Annotated in this window: 11 protein-coding genes; 5 read left to right on the plus strand and 6 right to left on the minus strand. The window is 74.0% G+C overall.

What is annotated here, in order from left to right; all coding sequences use genetic code 11:
- Positions 1–11: 11 nt before the first annotated feature.
- Both CO540_RS12780 and CO540_RS12785 read right to left on the minus strand, forming a co-directional pair.
- On the minus strand, positions 12–1,025 hold the full coding sequence (locus tag CO540_RS12780; protein ID WP_099162201.1) for a carbohydrate ABC transporter permease: 1,014 nt from the start codon (positions 1,023–1,025) through the stop codon (positions 12–14).
- An 81-nt stretch (positions 1,026–1,106) separates the two neighbouring features.
- Positions 1,107–2,390 (minus strand): ABC transporter substrate-binding protein, encoded by a 1,284-nt coding sequence (locus CO540_RS12785; protein ID WP_099162202.1) that lies wholly within the window; start codon positions 2,388–2,390, stop codon positions 1,107–1,109.
- A gap of 383 nt (positions 2,391–2,773) precedes the next feature.
- Between CO540_RS12785 and CO540_RS12790 the strand changes: the two genes are divergently transcribed.
- Positions 2,774–3,793 carry a LacI family DNA-binding transcriptional regulator gene (locus tag CO540_RS12790; protein ID WP_099162203.1) on the plus strand — a complete coding sequence of 340 codons (1,020 nt, stop codon included), beginning with the start codon at positions 2,774–2,776 and terminating at the stop codon, positions 3,791–3,793.
- A 28-nt stretch (positions 3,794–3,821) separates the two neighbouring features.
- On the opposite strand, the gene CO540_RS12795 is transcribed toward CO540_RS12790, so the two are convergent.
- Positions 3,822–6,200 carry a bifunctional diguanylate cyclase/phosphodiesterase gene (locus tag CO540_RS12795; protein ID WP_253866641.1) on the minus strand — a complete coding sequence of 793 codons (2,379 nt, stop codon included), beginning with the start codon at positions 6,198–6,200 and terminating at the stop codon, positions 3,822–3,824.
- Between the two features lie 305 nt (positions 6,201–6,505).
- Here CO540_RS12795 and CO540_RS12800 point away from each other — a divergent pair, with 305 nt between their 5' ends.
- Positions 6,506–6,892: a PH domain-containing protein gene (locus CO540_RS12800; RefSeq protein ID WP_098743391.1), complete on the plus strand. Its 387-nt coding sequence runs from the start codon at positions 6,506–6,508 to the stop codon at positions 6,890–6,892.
- On the opposite strand, the gene CO540_RS12805 is transcribed toward CO540_RS12800, so the two are convergent.
- Positions 6,886–7,812, minus strand: a complete 927-nt coding sequence (locus CO540_RS12805; RefSeq protein ID WP_099162205.1) for a 2-hydroxyacid dehydrogenase — start codon at positions 7,810–7,812, stop codon at positions 6,886–6,888. The genes CO540_RS12800 and CO540_RS12805 overlap by 7 nt on opposite strands.
- A 142-nt stretch (positions 7,813–7,954) precedes the next feature.
- Here CO540_RS12805 and CO540_RS12810 point away from each other — a divergent pair, with 142 nt between their 5' ends.
- The 3 genes from CO540_RS12810 to CO540_RS12820 all read left to right on the plus strand — a co-directional run bounded on the left by CO540_RS12810 (position 7,955) and on the right by CO540_RS12820 (position 12,676).
- Entirely contained in the window at positions 7,955–9,760 is a 1,806-nt protein-coding gene (locus tag CO540_RS12810) for a SpoIIE family protein phosphatase (protein WP_099164736.1), read from the plus strand.
- Positions 9,761–9,826: 66 nt separating this feature from the next.
- Complete coding sequence (locus tag CO540_RS12815; protein ID WP_091580636.1) at positions 9,827–11,002, plus strand: sorbosone dehydrogenase family protein; 1,176 nt, start codon at positions 9,827–9,829, stop codon at positions 11,000–11,002.
- Between the two features lie 54 nt (positions 11,003–11,056).
- Entirely contained in the window at positions 11,057–12,676 is a 1,620-nt protein-coding gene (locus CO540_RS12820; protein ID WP_099162206.1) for a metallophosphoesterase, read from the plus strand.
- A 4-nt stretch (positions 12,677–12,680) separates the two neighbouring features.
- Here CO540_RS12820 and CO540_RS12825 read toward each other — a convergent pair whose 3' ends face one another.
- Together CO540_RS12825 and gatB are read right to left on the minus strand one after the other, a co-directional pair.
- Complete coding sequence (locus CO540_RS12825; protein WP_099162207.1) at positions 12,681–15,038, minus strand: pyruvate dehydrogenase; 2,358 nt, start codon at positions 15,036–15,038, stop codon at positions 12,681–12,683.
- A gap of 111 nt (positions 15,039–15,149) precedes the next feature.
- Entirely contained in the window at positions 15,150–16,646 is a 1,497-nt protein-coding gene (gatB, locus tag CO540_RS12830) for an Asp-tRNA(Asn)/Glu-tRNA(Gln) amidotransferase subunit GatB (protein WP_091580649.1), read from the minus strand.
- Positions 16,647–16,654: the final 8 nt, after the last annotated feature.

Below are 16,654 nucleotides of genomic sequence, written 5' to 3' on the forward strand. Positions count from 1 at the left end.
GGCGACGGCACTCATTTGCGCCCTCCGGAGAGTCGGTTCGTCAGCAGGTAGTTGACCCCGGCGACGACCAGGATGATCAGGAACAGGGCCCAGGACATGGCCGCGGCGTAGCCGAGGTTGAGGTCCTTCCAGCCGACCTTGTAGATGAGCTGGGCGATGGTCTGCCACTCACCGTTCGGCCCGCCGGTGGCGGCCTGGGCGTTCGGGTCGAAGAGCATCGGCTCGGTGAAGAGCTGGAGGCCGCCGATGGTGGAGAGGATCACGGTGAACAGGACCACCGGCTGGATCATCGGCACGGTGATCCGCCAGAGCTGCTTCCACTGGCCGGCGCCGTCGATCGCGGCGGCCTCGTAGACGTCGCGCGGGATGGACTGCATGGCGGCCAGGTAGAGCAGCGCGTTGTAGCCGATCCACTTCCAGTTGACCATGGTGGCGATGGCGATCCAGGCGTGCAGCTTGTCGGCCCGCCAGTCGATCGGGTCGTCGGCGCCGCCGATGCCCAGCAGACCGAGGACCCAGTTGGCCATGCCGAAGTCGCGGGAGAAGAAGACGCTGAACACCATGGTCGAGGCGACGATCGGTGTCACGTACGGCAGCAGCACGCCGACCCGCCACCAGGTCTGCGCCCGCAGCTGCCGGTTGAGCAGCGAGGCGACCAGCAGGGCGAGCAGCAGCTGCGGCACGGTGGAGAGCAGGAAGATGCCGAAGGTGTTGTAGAGGGCGTTCCAGAAGTCCTCGTCGGCGACGAGCCGGCTGAAGTTCTCGAAGCCCGCCCAGTAGGGCAGCGTCGGGTCGTCGAGCCGGTAGTTGCGCAGCGAGACCACCGCGTTGAACAGCAGCGGGAACAGCCCGAACACGAGGAAGAGCAGGAAGAACGGCGCGATCATCAGGTACGGCATGTAGCGCATGTCGAAGCGGTACAGCCGGTTGCGCCAGGTCAGCCGCCGGTCGTCGGCCCCGGTGCGGCCGCGCTCCGGCGCGGGTCGGCGGCTCGGCGGCGCGGGCGCGGCACGGGTGCTGGACATCGGATCACTCCAGAGCCGAGGAGGGTGGACGGGTACGGCGGTGCCGGAGCGGTCGGGTTCCGCTCCGGCACCGGTGGTGCGTCAGGACTTGGCGGCCTTGTCGGCCTCCTTGACCGCCTCGTTCCAGGCGGCGTCCGGCTTCAGCGACTTGTTCTCCACCCGGCGGATGACGTTCTCCACCGCGACCCGGGTCGGGCCGTTCTTCTTGCCCAGGTACTGCGGGGTGAGGCCCTGCGCCATCTTCGGGAAGATCTGGCCGACCGGGGCGTTGTTGAAGAACGGGTTCTTGAAGTCGGCGATCGCCGGGTCGGCGTAGAGCGCCGGCTGCGACGGCAGGTTGCCGACCTTCTTGAAGATCTCGATCTGCTGCTCCGGCGCGACCAGCCACTCCAGCAGCTTGTACGCCTCGTCGACGTGCTTGCCCTGCTTCGGGATGGTCAGGAACGAGCCGCCCCAGTTGCCGCCGCCGCCGGGCACCGCCGCGATGTCCCACTTGCCCTGGGTGCCGGGCGCGGTGTCCTTGATGTGGCCGAGCATCCACGCCGGGCAGGCGAGCACGGCGAACGCGCCGCTGGTGAAGCCCTTGTCCCAGTCGGCCTGGAAGCTGACCAGGTTGGCCGAGAGCCCGGAGTCGACGGCCTTGACCGTGTAGTCGAACGCGACCTTCGGGCCCTGCTCCATCTGGAGCTGCTCCTGGTCGTTGTAGAAGCCGACCTGCTGCTGGCCGAGGATCGGGTTGAACAGGTTGGTGCCGGCGTCGATGAACTTCTTCTTGGTCTTGCCGGTGTACTGCTGGCCGACCTCCAGGAACTTGTCCCAGGTGGGCCAGAGCGCGGAGACCTGGTCGCGTTCGGTGGGCAGGCCGGCGGCCTTGAACAGGTCGGTGCGGTAGCACATGGCCAGGCCGCCGACGTCGGTGCCGAGGCCGATCTGCGTCTTGCCGTCGGCGGACAGCGACTGCTTCCACTTCCAGGGCAGGTACTTGCTCTCGTAGGAGCCGGCGCCCTTGTCCAGCAGGTTGACGAACTTGTCGGACTGGCTGCGGAACTGGACCATGAAGCCCTCGTCGATCGCCGCGATGTCCGGCGCGCCGTTGCCGGCGACGAGCTTCTTCTGCAGGTCCTCGTGCTGGGCGTTGTACTCGCCCGAGTTGAGCTGGATCTTCACGTTCGGGTGCTCGGCCTCGTACTTGGTCTTGAGGTCCTGCAGGCCGAAGTCGCCCCAGAAATTGATCTTCAACGTGACCTGACCGTCGGCCGCGTCCGCGCCGCCGGTGGTGCTCCTGCCGCTGCAGGCGGCGACCATGACCAGGCTGACGGCACCGACGGCGGCCGTGCGCGCCCAGTGCGTCCAGGACCGTTTCATGTCATCCTCCGCGCCGAATGGGAACGCTCCCGAGATCGAGAGACGTTGACTGAACCGGATAAGTGAGGCCACCGTACGGTTCACCTCCGGCACTGTCAACGGCCGGTTAACAGCGAGGCCGTCCCGTAACCTTCGAGACCGGATGGGAGCGCGACCATGCGTGGTGGAGCGCTTTCCGGAGCAGTTTCGTGAGCGCAGGGGTGGCGGACAGGGGTGGGGGTGGCCGTACGCTGAACCGCACAAGTGACGAACTGTGCGGTTCAGTCGCCGAGGCCCGCCGCGCCGACCGGTCGGCGGGCCCGGTGCAGTAGCGTCACTTGCCGCCGGCCACCCCGGCGGTCGACAGCGCCCGCGAGGGCCGGACACAGTGGAGGAACGCTGCGGTGAAGCGGCCCACCATCGCCGACGTCGCCCGACGTGCCGGGGTCTCCAAGGGCGCGGTGTCGTACGCGCTCAACGGGCAGCCCGGCGTCTCCGAGGCGACCCGCCAGCGCATCCTGGCGATCGCGGCCGAGATCGGGTTCAGCCCGAGCAGCGCCGCCCGGGCGCTCTCCGGCGCCACCGCCAAGGCGGTCGGGCTGGCGCTGTGCCGGCCCGCCCGGATACTCGGCATCGAGCCGTTCTTCATGGAGCTGATCAGCGGCGTCGAGGCCGAACTGTCCGCCCGCTCGTACGCGCTGACCCTCCAGGTGGTGACCGACCAGGAGGCGGAGATCGCGGTCTACCGCCGCTGGTGGGCCGAGCGTCGGGTGGACGGCGTCTTCGTCTGCGACCTGCGCACCGACGACCGCCGGGTGCCGGCGCTGGAGGAGCTGCAACTGCCCGCGGTGGTGATCGGCGGCCCGGGGCACACCGGCAGCCTGGCCAGCGTCTGGTCGGACGACGCGGCGGCCCTGGTCGAGACCGTCGAGTACCTGGTCGCGCTCGGCCACCGGCGGATCGCCCGGGTCGGCGGCCTCCCCTCGCTGCTGCACACCGAGATCCGCACCGACGCGTTCACCGACGTGTGCCGGCGGCTCGGGCTGGACGAGGCGAGCACGGTCTGGTCCGACTACACCGGCGAGGAGGGGGCGCGGGCCACCCGGCGCCTGCTCAGCTCCGCCCACCGCCCGACGGCGGTGATCTACGACAACGACGTGATGGCGATCGCCGGGCTCTCCGTGGCCCAGGAGATGGGGCTCGCCGTCCCCGGCGACCTGTCCATCGTCGCGTGGGACGACTCCCCGCTCTGCCAGCTGGTGCACCCGCCGCTGACCGCGCTGGGCCGGGACATCCCGGCGTACGGGTCGCACGCCGCCCGGCAGCTCCTCGCGGTGATCGCCGGGGAGCCGGTGAGCGGACTCCAGGACGAGACCGCCCACCTCACCCCGCGCGGCAGCACCGCGCCGCCGCGCGCTCGCTGAACCGGTTCAGCTGTCGTCCCGCGGACGCTCATCGGGACGCCGAGGGAAACTCCTCGAACCACGCCTCGACCCGCTCCGCGGTCGCCGGCCGGGCCAGCGCGAAGCCCTGCCCGTAGCGGCAGCCGGCCCGGCGCGCGCCGGCCACCTGACCGTCCGACTCCAGCCCTTCCACCACCACCTCCACGCCGAGCCGGTCGCCGAGGTTGGCCACCACGTCGATCAACGGGCGCTGTCCCTCGGCGCCGGGCGCGACCAGATGCGGGCCGACCTTGAGCAGGTCGATCGGCAGCCGGCGCAGCTGGGCCAGCGAGGCGTGCTCGGCGCGGAAGTCGTCCAGCGCGGTGCGCACCCCGAGCGACCGGAGACCGGCCAGCCGGGCCACCACCGTGGACAGCTCCGCGCCCACCGCCGGCTCCGCCACCTCCACCACCAGCCGTTCCGGCGGCACGTCGTACGCGGCCAGCGCGGTCGCGACGCGGGCCACGAAGTCCGGCGCGGCCAGCTCGCGCGGGGTCACGTTCACCGCCATCCACAGCTCCCGGCCCCCCTCCGACCAGGCGGTCAGCTGCCGGCAGGCCCGGTCCACCACCCACCGTCCGACCTCGCCGAGCAGGTCGAGGTCGGCCGCCACCGGCAGCAGCTCCGCCGGCAGCACGGTGCCCAACGCCGGGTTGCGCCAGCGCAGCAGCGCCTCGGTGCCCACCGGCATCCGGTCGGCCAGCGCCACCACCGGCTGGTAGACCAGGTCCAGCTCGCCGCGGGCCACCGCGCCGGGCAGCTCCCGCTCCAGGTCGAGCCGGCGGACCAACTGCTCCTCCAGGTAGGCGTCGTACCACTCGACCCGGTCCCGACCCATCTGCACCGCCCGCCGCCGGGCCAGGCCGGCCTGACGGAACACGTCCTCCGGCTCGCCGCCGGTGGTCTCGGCCAACCCCACGCTCACCGCCAGTCGGGCCGCACCCCCGGCCCGGGGATACGGCTCCACGAGCGCCGCCAGCAGCCGGGTGCCCAGCGCGTACGCGAGCACCGGGCCGAGATCGGTGAGGACGGCGTACTCGGTGTCGCCGACGCGGGCGACCAGGTCGTGCGGGCCGCAGCCGGCCCGGAGCCGCCGAAGCACCTCGGCCAGCACCGCCGCGTCCGGCGCCGTCGCGTGCTCGCCGTGCAGGTCCACCACGAGCAGCGCGCCGCCACTGCGCCGGGGCAGCACCCGGACCAGGTCGGCCCGGGTCAACGGCGCGAAGTCGGCGGGGTCGGCCTCCCCGCCGACGAGCCGCCGCAGCGACGCCTCGCTGGCCGCGAGCCGCTCGACCCGACGGCGGTGGTCGGCGGCGGCGAGCAGCTCGCCCACCATGATCGGTGGGATGACCGCCAGCCCGAGCGCCATGGCGGCGGGCGTGAACTCTCCCGCCGTGCCGAGGTGCACGCCGGCGGCCAGGGCCGCCACGCCGGCCGGCGCGGTGAGCCGGGGCCACGCGGCCGGCGCCACGCCGGGGTGCGGTCGCTCCCCCGCCGACGTACGCCGGGCGCCGGCCGCGGTCAGCAGCACGCCGGCGAGCAGCGGCGGCCCGACGGCCGACATCGCCCGGTCCGGGGCGTCGTACGCCAACAGCACCACCAGCAGCGACAGCCCGGCCAGCGTGAGACCGGCGCCGGCGTGGCAGCGCGCGGCGCCGGGCCGGCGGCGCCGCTCGGCCAGCGCCGCCACCGCGAGCACGGCCAGCGCCACCGCCCCGCCGACGCTGGCGACCCGTGCGGCCACCGGCACCGGACCGACCGGCAGCACCATCCAGCCGGCGAAGACCAGGCTGACGGCGAGGGCGAGCATGTCGACGCCACGGCGCAACCGCTCCCGCCCCGGCAGCCGGGACCGGCCGGGCAGCCGCAGCAACGCGGCGGCGTGCAGCGGCGCGGTGAGACCGAGACCGACCAGCGCCACCGGCAGCCGGTGCGCCCGATCGCTGAGCGGCAGCACCGCCACGGTGAGCCCGGCGACCAGGACGGCGGCGTCGAGGATCGCGGCCACCCGACGGGACAGCGCCACCCGGCGCGCCTGCCGTCCGGTCGGTTCGGACCGTCCTGGATCGACGGTCCCGGACCGGCCCGGCCCCGGCGCGGGGCGCCTCGTCCCCGGAGCCGGACGCGGGACCGCGTGGTCCCTCGCCGCCGGTGCGGGCGGGCGCGGAGCCGGGGTGGCGCCCGGGGACGGGGTCGGTGGGAGGCCGGCCAGCCAGGCGAGCCGCACGCAGGCGAGGGCGGAGCCCCCGGCGACGGCGAGCGCCACGGCGGCGGGACCGGGCACGAGCCCGGCGATGCCCGCCAGGAGGAGGAGCGCGCCGCCGAGCGACGCGGCGAGGTCGGGCAGGGGCGGGAGCCGGCGGGGACCGGCGGGAGGGGTGACGGGCACGGCGGTCGCCTTCGTGAGGGGGCACGGGGCGTTGCGGTTGCGGTGCGACGTGCGGGTAGGAGCGCGGGCGGGCGGGGCCGCATCGGCGGGGACCGCTGCGGCCATGCCTAAGAACGATCCCGGACGCGACCGGTGACGCGACAGTGACCTCCGTCACAGTGGCGACCCGGGAGTCGGCAAGATCTTGGTAGGAAGCGCCGTCGGAAGGGCGCCCCCGAACCAGGATCCCGTAACGGCGAGGGCTCGATCGGGCGGCCGTGACGCCCGATCGGGAGGGTGGGCCGACCGGATGGGATCATCGGGGGGTGAGCCGCGCCGACACCGTCCGTTTCCGCCACAACCAGGCCATCCTGGCCGCCGCGATCGTCGCCTTCATCGGCGCGCTGCCGCTGGCGAGTGCCCGCTGGTGGCTGCTCTGGGTGCTGCTCGTGCCGCTCGCGGTCGGCGTCTGGGCGTGGCGCTCCGGCACCGACGCGGACGCCCGGGAGCTGCGGCTGCGCGCGCTCCTCGGGCAGCGGCGGGTGCCCTGGGCCCGGGTGGCGGAGCTGGCCGGTGACCCCCGGGGGCGGGCGGTCGCCCGGCTCGACGACGGGCAGGTGCTGGTGCTGCCCGCGGTCCGCGCCACCGACCTGCCCCGGCTGATCACCGCGACCGGGCAGGAGATGCCCGACGACGACGCACCGGGTCAGTAGCCGTCGACCACCCGGTTCGCCAGGTCCTCCCCACCCGCGAAGCGCCGCAACTGCTCCCCCACCAGCCGGTAGGCCCGCGGCAGCAGGCCGCGCACCGAGCCGGCCACGTGCGGGGTGAGCAGCACGTTGGGCAGCTCCCACAGGGGATGGTCGGCGGGCAACGGCTCCGGGTCGGTGACGTCCAGCGCGGCCCGCAGGCGCCCCGACGACAGCTCGGTGACCAGCGCCGAGGTGCGGGCGACCGGTCCACGCGCGGCGTTCACCAGCAGCGCGCCGTCCGGCATCGCGGCGAGGAAGCGCTCGTCGACCAGGCCCCGGGTCCGGTCGGTCAGCGGGACCAGCAGCACCACCACGTCCGCCTCGGGCAGCAGGGTGGGCAGCTCGGCCACCCCGTGCACGCCGTCGGCCGGGCGGGGCGTGCGGGCGACCAGCGTGAAGCTCACCTCGAACGGGGCGAGCCGGGCGCGCACGGCCGCGCCGATCGAGCCGGCGCCGACGATCAGCACCCGCTTGCCGGCCAGCTCGTCGGTCGGGGCCACCTCGTCGTACGCCCACTCCCGCCGCGCCTGGGCGCGGGCCAGCGGAGCGAACCCGCGCAGGGCGGCCAGGATCGCGGTGACCACCCACTCGGCGGTGGCCGAGTCGTGCACGCCGCGGGCGTCGCAGAGCGTCACACCCGCCGGCATCCGGCCCACCCACGCGTCCGCGCCGGCGGAGAGGAGTTGCACCACCTCGACGTCGGGCAGCTCGGTCAGGAGCGCGCCGGCGTCCGGGCCGGACAGGAAGGGCGGCACCCAGAACCGCACGCCGGCCGGGGCGGACGGAAGCCGGGACGGGTCCTCCAGCACCTCCACGGTGACGCCGGGCGGGACCTCGCCGAGCAGGCGGCGGCCGTCGGGGTGCGGAATCCATGCCTTCACGACCGCCGACCATATCCGTCCGCGCCGGTCGGCGCGGCGGGGGCCGTGACGAACACCCCGCCGGGGGTCGGACACACGTGCGACAGGGTTTAATCGAGGGCGGGACGCCGGCCGGTGCCCGGGGTAAGGGGAGCGGGTGACGATGAGCGAGGACGGCCCCGGACGGACGGCCGCGCCGATTCCGGCGCTGACCGACCCCGAGCGGCTGCGCTCCCTCGACGAGACCCGCCTCGACTCCGTGCCGGACGAGGCGTTCGACCGCTTCGCCCGACTGGTCGGTGACCTGCTCGACGTACCCGTCGCGCTGGTCTCCCTGGTCGACGCGGAGCGCCAGTTCTTCCCGGGCGCGACCGGGCTGCCCGAGCCCTGGGCGGCCCGCCGGGAGACCCCGCTCAGCCACTCGTTCTGCCAGCACGTCGTCGACATCGAGGTGCCGATGGTGCTGCCCGACGCCCGCCTCTACCCCCGGGTACGGCTGAACCTCGCCATCGAGGACCTGGGCGTGGTGGCGTACGCGGGCATGCCGCTGACCGACCTGGACGGGCGGGTGCTCGGCTCGCTCTGCGCGATCGACAGCAAGCCCCGGGCCTGGACCAAGGAGCAGTTGCGGACGCTCGGCGACCTGGCCGCCGCCTGCTCCTCGGAGCTGCGGCTGCGGATCGCCGTCCGCAGCGCCGACGAGGCCCGCCGCCGCGCCGAGGAGGCACACGACCGGCTCGCCATGCTGGCCGGGATGAGCGAGATGCTCGGCGGCACCCTCGACGTGTCCACCGCCGTCGACCGGCTCGCGCACGCCATGGTGCCGCTGCTCGGCGACTGGTGCCTGATCACCCTGGTCGACCCGGCCGGCCGGCCGCGCACCGTCTCCGGGGTGCACCGCGACCCGGAGCGCGACGCCGACCTCGCCCGCTTCACCGCGCTGCTGACCACCGGGCTCGGCCCGGAATCGCTGATCCGGTCGGTGCTGCGCAGCGGCCGGCCGGTGATGCGCGGCGTCGCCGGCCTCGACGACGTGGCGCGCGGCACCACCCGTCCGGAGCTGGTGACGCTGGCCGAGCGGCTCGGCATCAGCTCCCACCTGACCGTGCCGATCACCGCGGCCGGCGACCGGGTGATCGGCGCGGTCACGCTCGTCAACCGCCCCGGCCGGCGCGGCTTCGACGCGAGCGACCTGCGCACCGCCCAGGACATCGGCGTACGGGCCGGCCAGGCCGTCGGCAACAGCCGGCTCTACGGCGAGCAGCGGCACGTCGCCGAGGTGCTCCAGCACAGCATGCTGCCCACGCTGCCGGCGGTGCCGGGGATCGAGCTGGCCGCCCGCTACCTGCCGGCCGCCGACCGGGTCGAGGTCGGCGGCGACTGGTACGACGCGTTCGTCCAGCCCGACGGCGAGCTGGTGGCCGCGATCGGCGACGTCGCCGGGCACGACATCGAGGCGGCGGCCTCCATGGGCCAGCTGCGCAACCTGGTCCGGGGCAACGCGTACGGGCGGGACGACCCGGTGGAGGAGCTGGTGGCCAACCTCGACCGGGCCATCGGCGGGCTGCGGGTGCCCACGGTCGCCACCGCGGTGCTGGCCCGGGTCCGCCCGCACGGCGACGGGCTGCGGGTCTGCTGGTGCAACGCCGGCCACCCGCCACCACTGCTGATCCGCGCCGATGGCACGGTGTCGGTGGCCGAGGGACGGGGTCCGCTGCTCGGCCTGGCCCGCCCGCCCCGGCGCACCGGGCGGGCTCTCACCCTCGCGCCGGGCGACACGCTGCTGCTGCACACCGACGGGCTGATCGAGCGCCGCGACCAGCCGATCGACGAGGGGCAGGCGGAACTGCTGGCCCACCTCGCCGCGGCCGGGTCCGGGGTGCCGCTCAGCCTCCTCTGCGACCGGCTGCTCGCCGCCGCGCACCGCCGCGAGGACGACGTCGCCCTGCTCGCGCTGCGGGCCGGCTGACCGGACACCGTCGCGTCCGCGCTCGACACGCCGGGTTCCCCGACCCGCCCGGCTAGGCTGGGCCGGGTGAGCCCGCGTCTGACGTACCCCCGCATCCGCCGCCTCCGGACGGCGCTGGCGGCCTCGTGCGCGGCGTTGCTGCTGGGCACCGCCGGCTGTGCCCTCGGCGAGCCCGAGCCGGACCCGGCCGGCGAGCCGCCCAACCTGCCGACGCCCTCGGCCACGGCCAGTCCCGGTGGGGCCGGCCAGCAGGTGGTGGCCACGGTGCTGGCCAAGGGGCTGGAGGTGCCGTGGGCCATCGCGTTCCTGCCCGACGGTGCGGCCCTGGTCACCGAACGGGACAGCGGGCGGATCCTCCAGGTCGGGCCGGAGTCCGGGCCGGACGGGCTCACCGTGCGGCCGGTGCAGACCGTGCCGGGCGTGGCGTCCGGCGGTGAGGGCGGCCTGCTCGGCATCGCCGTCTCCCCGGGCTACGCGCGGGACCGCACCGTCTTCGTCTACTACACCGCGCAGGACGACAACCGGATCGCGAAGCTGCGGCTCGGCCAGCCGCCGACCCCGATCCTCACCGGCATCCCCAAGGCCGGCAACCACGACGGCGGCGGATTGGGCTTCGGCCCGGACGGCTACCTCTACGCGAGCACCGGCGACGCCGGGCGCACCGAGAACGCGCAGGACCCGAAGAGCCTCGGCGGCAAGATCCTGCGGATCACCCCGGACGGCAAGCCGGCCCCCGGCAACCCGACCGCCGGATCCCCGGTCTGGTCGACGGGGCACCGCAACGTGCAGGGCTTCGCCTGGACGCCGAACAAGCGGATGTACGCGGTGGAGTTCGGCCAGAACACCTGGGACGAGATCAACCAGATCAACCAGGGCGGCAACTACGGCTGGCCGCAGGTCGAGGGGCGGGGCGACGACAAGCGCTACGTGAACCCGATCGTGCAGTGGCGCACCGCCGACGCGTCCTGCTCCGGGCTGGCCGCGGTCGAGCGGCTGCTGGTCACCGCCTGCCTGCGCGGCCAGCGGCTGTGGCTGGTCGAGCTGGCCGGCAACGGCACCGTGCTGGGCCAGCCGCGTGAGCTGCTCACCGGGAAGTACGGCCGGCTGCGGGCCGCCGCCGTGGCGCCGGACGGCTCGATCTGGGTGAGCACCTCCAACCGGGACGGCCGGGGCAGGCCCGCCGCGGAGGACGACCGGATCCTGCGCCTGGTCTTCGCCGACGGCGGGGCCGGGCGGAGCTGACCGGCTTCGGCCGGGTTTACCAAGATCGCTCAAGGGGCAGGTCAGAATCTCAGCATGGACGACCACGAGAACGAACAGCACCGCGCCGGGGACACGACGCCCCCGCAGACCGCGCCTGCCCGCCGCTGGACGGCGTGGCGGCCCGGCCACCGGCTGCGCCGGGTGGGCGTGGTGCTCGCGCTGCTCGCGGTCACTCTCGGCGGCATCGTGGTGGGCACGTACGCGGGCGGCCACGTCGGCACCGACATCGGCCCGTTCCGCGCCGAGCTGAAGCTCAGCCCGTCGCTGACCGGCGGCACCACCGTCGACATCCCGCCGCTGGGCGCGCTGCTGCTGGACAGTCACGACGGGCCGGCCTACCTGACCGTCGAGGTGGGCGCGCTGGACCAGGGCCGCACCGAGGCGCTGATCGACGACCCGGCCAGCATCAGCCGGGCCAGCCAGTCGGCGGTGGAGGACGTCCGCGCGGGCGTGATGCGGCTCGGGTTGAAGACGCTCGCCTCGACGGTGCTGGCCACCCTGCTCCTGGCCGCGCTCGTGTTCCGGGACGTCCGGCGTACCGCCTGGGCCGGCGGCCTGGCGCTGGTGGTCACCGCCGGCAGCCTCGGCCTCGGCGCCGCCACCCTGCGGCCGCAGGCGATCGAGGAGCCCCGGTACGAGGGCCTGCTGGTCAACGCGCCCGCGATCGTCGGTGACGCGCGGCGGATCGCCAACGACTACACCAAGTACGCGGAGCAGTTGCAGCGGCTGGTCGGCAACGTCAGCAAGCTCTACACCACGGTCTCCGCGCTGCCGGTGGTGCAGCCGTCCCCGGGCACCACCCGGGTGCTGCACGTGTCGGACATGCACCTGAACCCGACCGGCTGGCAGTTGATCCGCACCGTGGTCGAGCAGTTCGGCATCGACGTCGTGATCGACACCGGCGACATCACCGACTGGGGCAGCGAGCCGGAGGCCTCCTTCGTCGGCTCGATCGGCCTGCTCAAGAAGCCGTACGTGTTCATCCGCGGCAACCACGACTCGCCCCGCACGGCCGCGGCCGTGGCCCAGCAGCCGAACGCGATCGTGCTGAACAACTCCGTCACGACGGTCGGCGGGCTGACCATCGCCGGGATCGGCGACCCCCGGTTCACCCCGGACAAGGAGACCTCACCGGCCGGCAGTGGCCTCACCTCGGCCGTCGCCGACCAGGTGATCGGCGCCGGCGAGCAGCTCGCGACCACGGTCGAGAAGTCGCCACGGAAGGTGGATGTCGCGCTGGTGCACGACCCGGCGTCGGCCGGGCCGCTCTCCGGCCTCGCGCCGTTGGTGTTGTCCGGGCACACCCACTCCCGGCAGGTGTCGAAGCTGCCGCAGGCGCCGGGCAAGCAGCCGACCACGTTGATGGTGGAGGGCTCGACCGGCGGGGCCGGGCTGCGCGGGTTGGAGGGCGAGAAGCCCACCCCGCTGACCATGACGGTGCTCTACTTCGACCAGCAGAAGCTGCTCCAGGCCTACGACGAGATCACCGTCGGCGGCACCGGGCAGTCCCAGGTCAACCTGGAGCGACACGTCATCCGGGACCCGGCCAAGGGCGACCAGGTGCCGGTCACCCCGACCCCCACCCGCGGCCCGTCGGAGTCACCGTCGCCCTCGTCGAGCGCCACCTCCCCGAGCCCGACCACCACCGGCTGACCGGTCAGCGCAGCGCGAGCGCGGCGAGCGCGGCGTTGACGATGCTGCCCGGCAGCAGGTCGTGCAGCTCGTACAGGTCACGGACGCTGCCGGACTGGCCGAACTCGTCCACCCCGAGCGGCACCGCCGGGGCCCCGACCGCCGAGCCGAGCCAGGCCATCGCGTGCGAGGCGGCGTCGTGCACGGTGACCACCGGCACCCGGTCCACGAACGCCGACCGCAGTGCGCCGGGCACGCTCGGCACGGTGGCGGTCCGCACGCCCTGGCGCAGCGTCCGCTGCCACGCCCGGTAGAGCCGGTCCAGGCTGGTCACGTCGACCACGTGCGCGGCGACGCCCTCCTCCGCCAGCTCCGCGGCGGCGGCCAGGACCTCCGGCAGCACCGCGCCGGAGGCGGCGAGCTGCACCACCGGGGCGTCCGCCAGATCGGGGTACGCCTGGTGCGCGTCGACGAGCCGGTAGGCACCGGCCACCACCTGCCGGCGCAGCACCGCCTCGCCGAGCCGGGCCCGGGCCGCCTCGAACGGCGCCTGGTCGACCGGCCGGGTGCTGAGCCGGAAGTAGTACGCCCCGTCCTCGGCCGGCGCGGCGGTGGTGGCCGGTGCGGCCCCGCCGGCGATCTGCCCGAGCGCGTCGCAGAGCAGCCAGTCGAGGCTGCCCGCGTACGCGGGCTCCAGGAACGTCACGCCGGGCAGCTCCAGCCCGACCGAGGCGGTGATGGTGGACTGGTGGGCGCCGCCCTCGGGCGCCAGCGTGATGCCGGACGGGGTGCCGGCCACCACGAACCGGGAGCCCGAGTAGGTGCCGTAGAGGAACGCGTCGAGCCCGCGCAGCACGAACGGGTCGTAGACCGTGCCCACCGGCAACAGCGGCTGGCCGGACAGGTCCCACGACAGGCCGAGCTGGCCCAGCAGCAGGAACAGGTTCATCTCCGAGATGCCCAGCTCGATGTGCTGCCCGGCCGGGCTCTCCGTCCAGCGCAGCATCCGGTCCTCGGTCCAGGAACGCTGCTCGGTGGGGGCGAAGACGCCGGTCTTGTTGATGAACCCGGCCAGGTTGGTCGAGGTGGCCACGTCCGGCGCGGTGGTCACCAGGTAGGGCGCCACCTGCGGATCGCGGGCCAGGTCGACCAGCACCCGGCCGAAGACCTCCTGGGTGGAGACGGGCTTGTTCGCGCGTACCCGGGTGGTCTCCGGGACGGTGACGCCCAGCGCCCGCTCGCGCGGCGGGCGGGACAGCGCCTCCCGGCGCTCGCCGGCCCGGATACCGGCCGGGGACGCCGGGTCGAGGCGGTCCCACTCGGTCTCCCGGGTCAGGCCCTGCGCGGCGCGCAACGCGTCCACCTGCTCGGTGCTCAGCAGCGCCGAGTGGTTGCGCGGGTTGCCGGCGATCGGCAGGCCCCAGCCCTTGACCGTGTACGCGAACACCACGCTGGGCCGGTCGGTGACCGCGTCGCACTGGGCGTACGCGTCGAGCATCGCCTGCGCGTCGTGCCCGCCCAGGTCGGTGACGAGCGGGCCCAGCTCGTCGTCGCCGATCTCGGCGACGAACGCGGCCACCTCGGCCGGCGCGCCGTCCAGGAACTGCTTGCGCAGGGCCGGCCCGGCCAGCCCGAACAGCGACTGGTACTGCTCGTTCGGCATCCGGTCGATCCAGTCACGCAGCGCCGCCCCGCCCGGCCGGGCGTACGCCTCGGCCAGCTTGCGGCCGTACTTGACCTCCACGACGTGCCAGCCGGCGGCCTCGAACTGGCCCCGCCACTGGTTGATCCGGATGCCGGGGACGACCCGGTCCAGCGACTGGCGGTTGAAGTCGACGAGCCACATCACGTTGCCCAGGCCGGTGGTGGCCGGGTCGGCGACCGCCTCCCAGATGTTGCCCTCGTCCAGCTCGGCGTCGCCGATGATGGCGACGAACCGGGAGTGCGGCCGCGCGCCGAAGTGCGCGTCGACGTAGCGGCGGGTGACGGCGGCGAACAGCGGCGCGGCGGCGCCCAGGCCGACGGAACCGGTGGAGAAGTCCACAGCGTCCGGGTCCTTGGTCCGCGACGGGTACGACTGGAGGCCGCCGCGCGCCCGCAGCTTCGGCAGGTAGGACCGGTCGAGGTTGCCGAGCAGGTACTGGATGGCGTGGAACACCGGCGAGGCGTGCGGCTTCACCGCGACCCGGTCCTCGGCGTCCAGGTGCTCGAACCAGAGCGCGGTCATCGCGGTGACCAGCGAGGCGCTGGACGCCTGGTGGCCGCCGACCTTCACCCCGTCGCCGGTGTCCCGGTCGTGGTTGGCGGCATCGACGATGCGGGTGGCGAGCCAGAGCACCCGGCGCTGGATCTCGTCGAGGACGTCGAGGTCGTGCTGGTTCACGGTGACTCCATCCGGGCGTCGCCGTTGACGCCCACTGTGGTGTGGGGGTGAGGCGTTAGGAAGGGCCCCTTCTTATGCACCAGGCGTTAAGAAGGGGCCCTTCCTTGCACGTCAGGCGGCGCCGAGGCGCTCCAGGATCAGCTCGCGGACGGTCTTCGCGTCCGCCTGGCCGCGGGTGGTCTTCATGACCGCGCCGACCAGCGCGCCGGCCGCCGCGACCTTGCCGCTGCGGATCTTGTCGGCGACGTCGGGGTTGGCCGCGATCGCCTCGTCCACGGCGGCGGTGAGCGCGCCGGTGTCCGAGACGACCTCCAGGTTGCGGTTGGTCATGATCTCGGTCGGCGAACCCTCGCCGGCCACCACGCCCTCCAGCACCGTACGGGCCAGCTTGTCGTTGAGCTTGCCCGCGTCCACCAGGCCCTGCAGCTCGGCGACCTGCGCCGGGGTGGCCCCGACGTCGGCCAGCTCCACGCCGGTCTCGTTGGCCCGGCGGGACAGCTCACCCAGCCACCACTTGCGGGCGGCGGCCGGGGTGGCGCCGGCGGCCACGGTCGCCTCGATCAGCTCGACCGCGCCCGCGTTCACCACCGACTGCATGTCCAGGTCCGACAGGCCCCAGTCCTGCTGGATCCGCTTGCGGCGCAGCCGCGGCAGCTCCGGCAGGGCGGCCTTCAGCTCGGCCACCCAGGCGGTGTCCGGCGCGAGCGGCACCAGGTCCGGCTCCGGGAAGTACCGGTAGTCGGTGGCGGTCTCCTTGGACCGGCCCGGGGTGGTGTCGCCGGTGTCCTCGTGGAAGTGCCGGGTCTCCTGGGTGATCCGGCCCCCCGCGTCCAGCACGGACGCCTGGCGCAGCATCTCCGAGCGCACCGCCCGCTCGACCGAGCGCAGCGAGTTGACGTTCTTGGTCTCGGTGCGGGTGCCCCACTCCTCGCCCGGCAGGTTCAGCGAGGTGTTGACGTCGCAGCGCAGCGAGCCCTCCTCCATCCGGACGTCGGAGACGCCCAGGGAGCGGATCACGTCGCGCAGCTCGGCGACGTACGCGCGGGCGACCTCCGGCGCGAGCGCGCCGGTGCCCGGGATCGGCTTGGTGACGATCTCGACCAGCGGGATGCCGGCCCGGTTGTAGTCGACGAGCGACTCGGTGGCGCCGTGGATCCGGCCGGTGGCGCCGCCGACGTGCAGCGTCTTGCCGGTGTCCTCCTCCAGGTGCACCCGCTCGATGCCGATGCGCACCAGCTCGCCGTTGACCTCGACGTCCAGGTAGCCGTCGAAGCAGAGCGGCTCGTCGTACTGGCTGATCTGGAAGTTCTTCGGCATGTCCGGGTAGAAGTAGTTCTTCCGGGCGAACCGGCACCACTCGGCGATCGAGCAGTTGAGCGCCAGACCGATCCGGATCGTCGCCTCGATGGCGGCCTTGTTGGCCACCGGCAGCGAACCGGGCAGGCCCAGGCAGACCGGGCAGACCCGGGTGTTCGGCTCGCCGCCGAAGTCGGTCGGGCAGCCGCACCACATCTTGGTGTTCGTGCCCAGCTCGACGTGGGTCTCCAGGCCGATCACCGGTTCCCAGCGCGCCACGACCTCGTCGTACGCGGGCAGTGTCGTCGTCATCTGCTCCT

This window comes from Micromonospora sp. WMMA2032, assembly GCF_002688545.1.
Lineage (GTDB): Bacteria > Actinomycetota > Actinomycetes > Mycobacteriales > Micromonosporaceae > Micromonospora > Micromonospora sediminicola.

Bases quoted from the DNA above. Each gene is read 5' to 3' on its own strand.
- CO540_RS12780 (WP_099162201.1), bottom strand. From the start codon at position 1,025: ATGTCCAGCACCCGTGCCGCGCCCGCGCCGCCGAGCCGCCGACCCGCG.
- CO540_RS12785 (WP_099162202.1), bottom strand. From the start codon at position 2,390: ATGAAACGGTCCTGGACGCACTGGGCGCGCACGGCCGCCGTCGGTGCC.
- CO540_RS12810 (WP_099164736.1), top strand. From the start codon at position 7,955: ATGAGCGAGGACGGCCCCGGACGGACGGCCGCGCCGATTCCGGCGCTG.
- CO540_RS12820 (WP_099162206.1), top strand. From the start codon at position 11,057: ATGGACGACCACGAGAACGAACAGCACCGCGCCGGGGACACGACGCCC.
- gatB (WP_091580649.1), bottom strand. From the start codon at position 16,646: ATGACGACGACACTGCCCGCGTACGACGAGGTCGTGGCGCGCTGGGAA.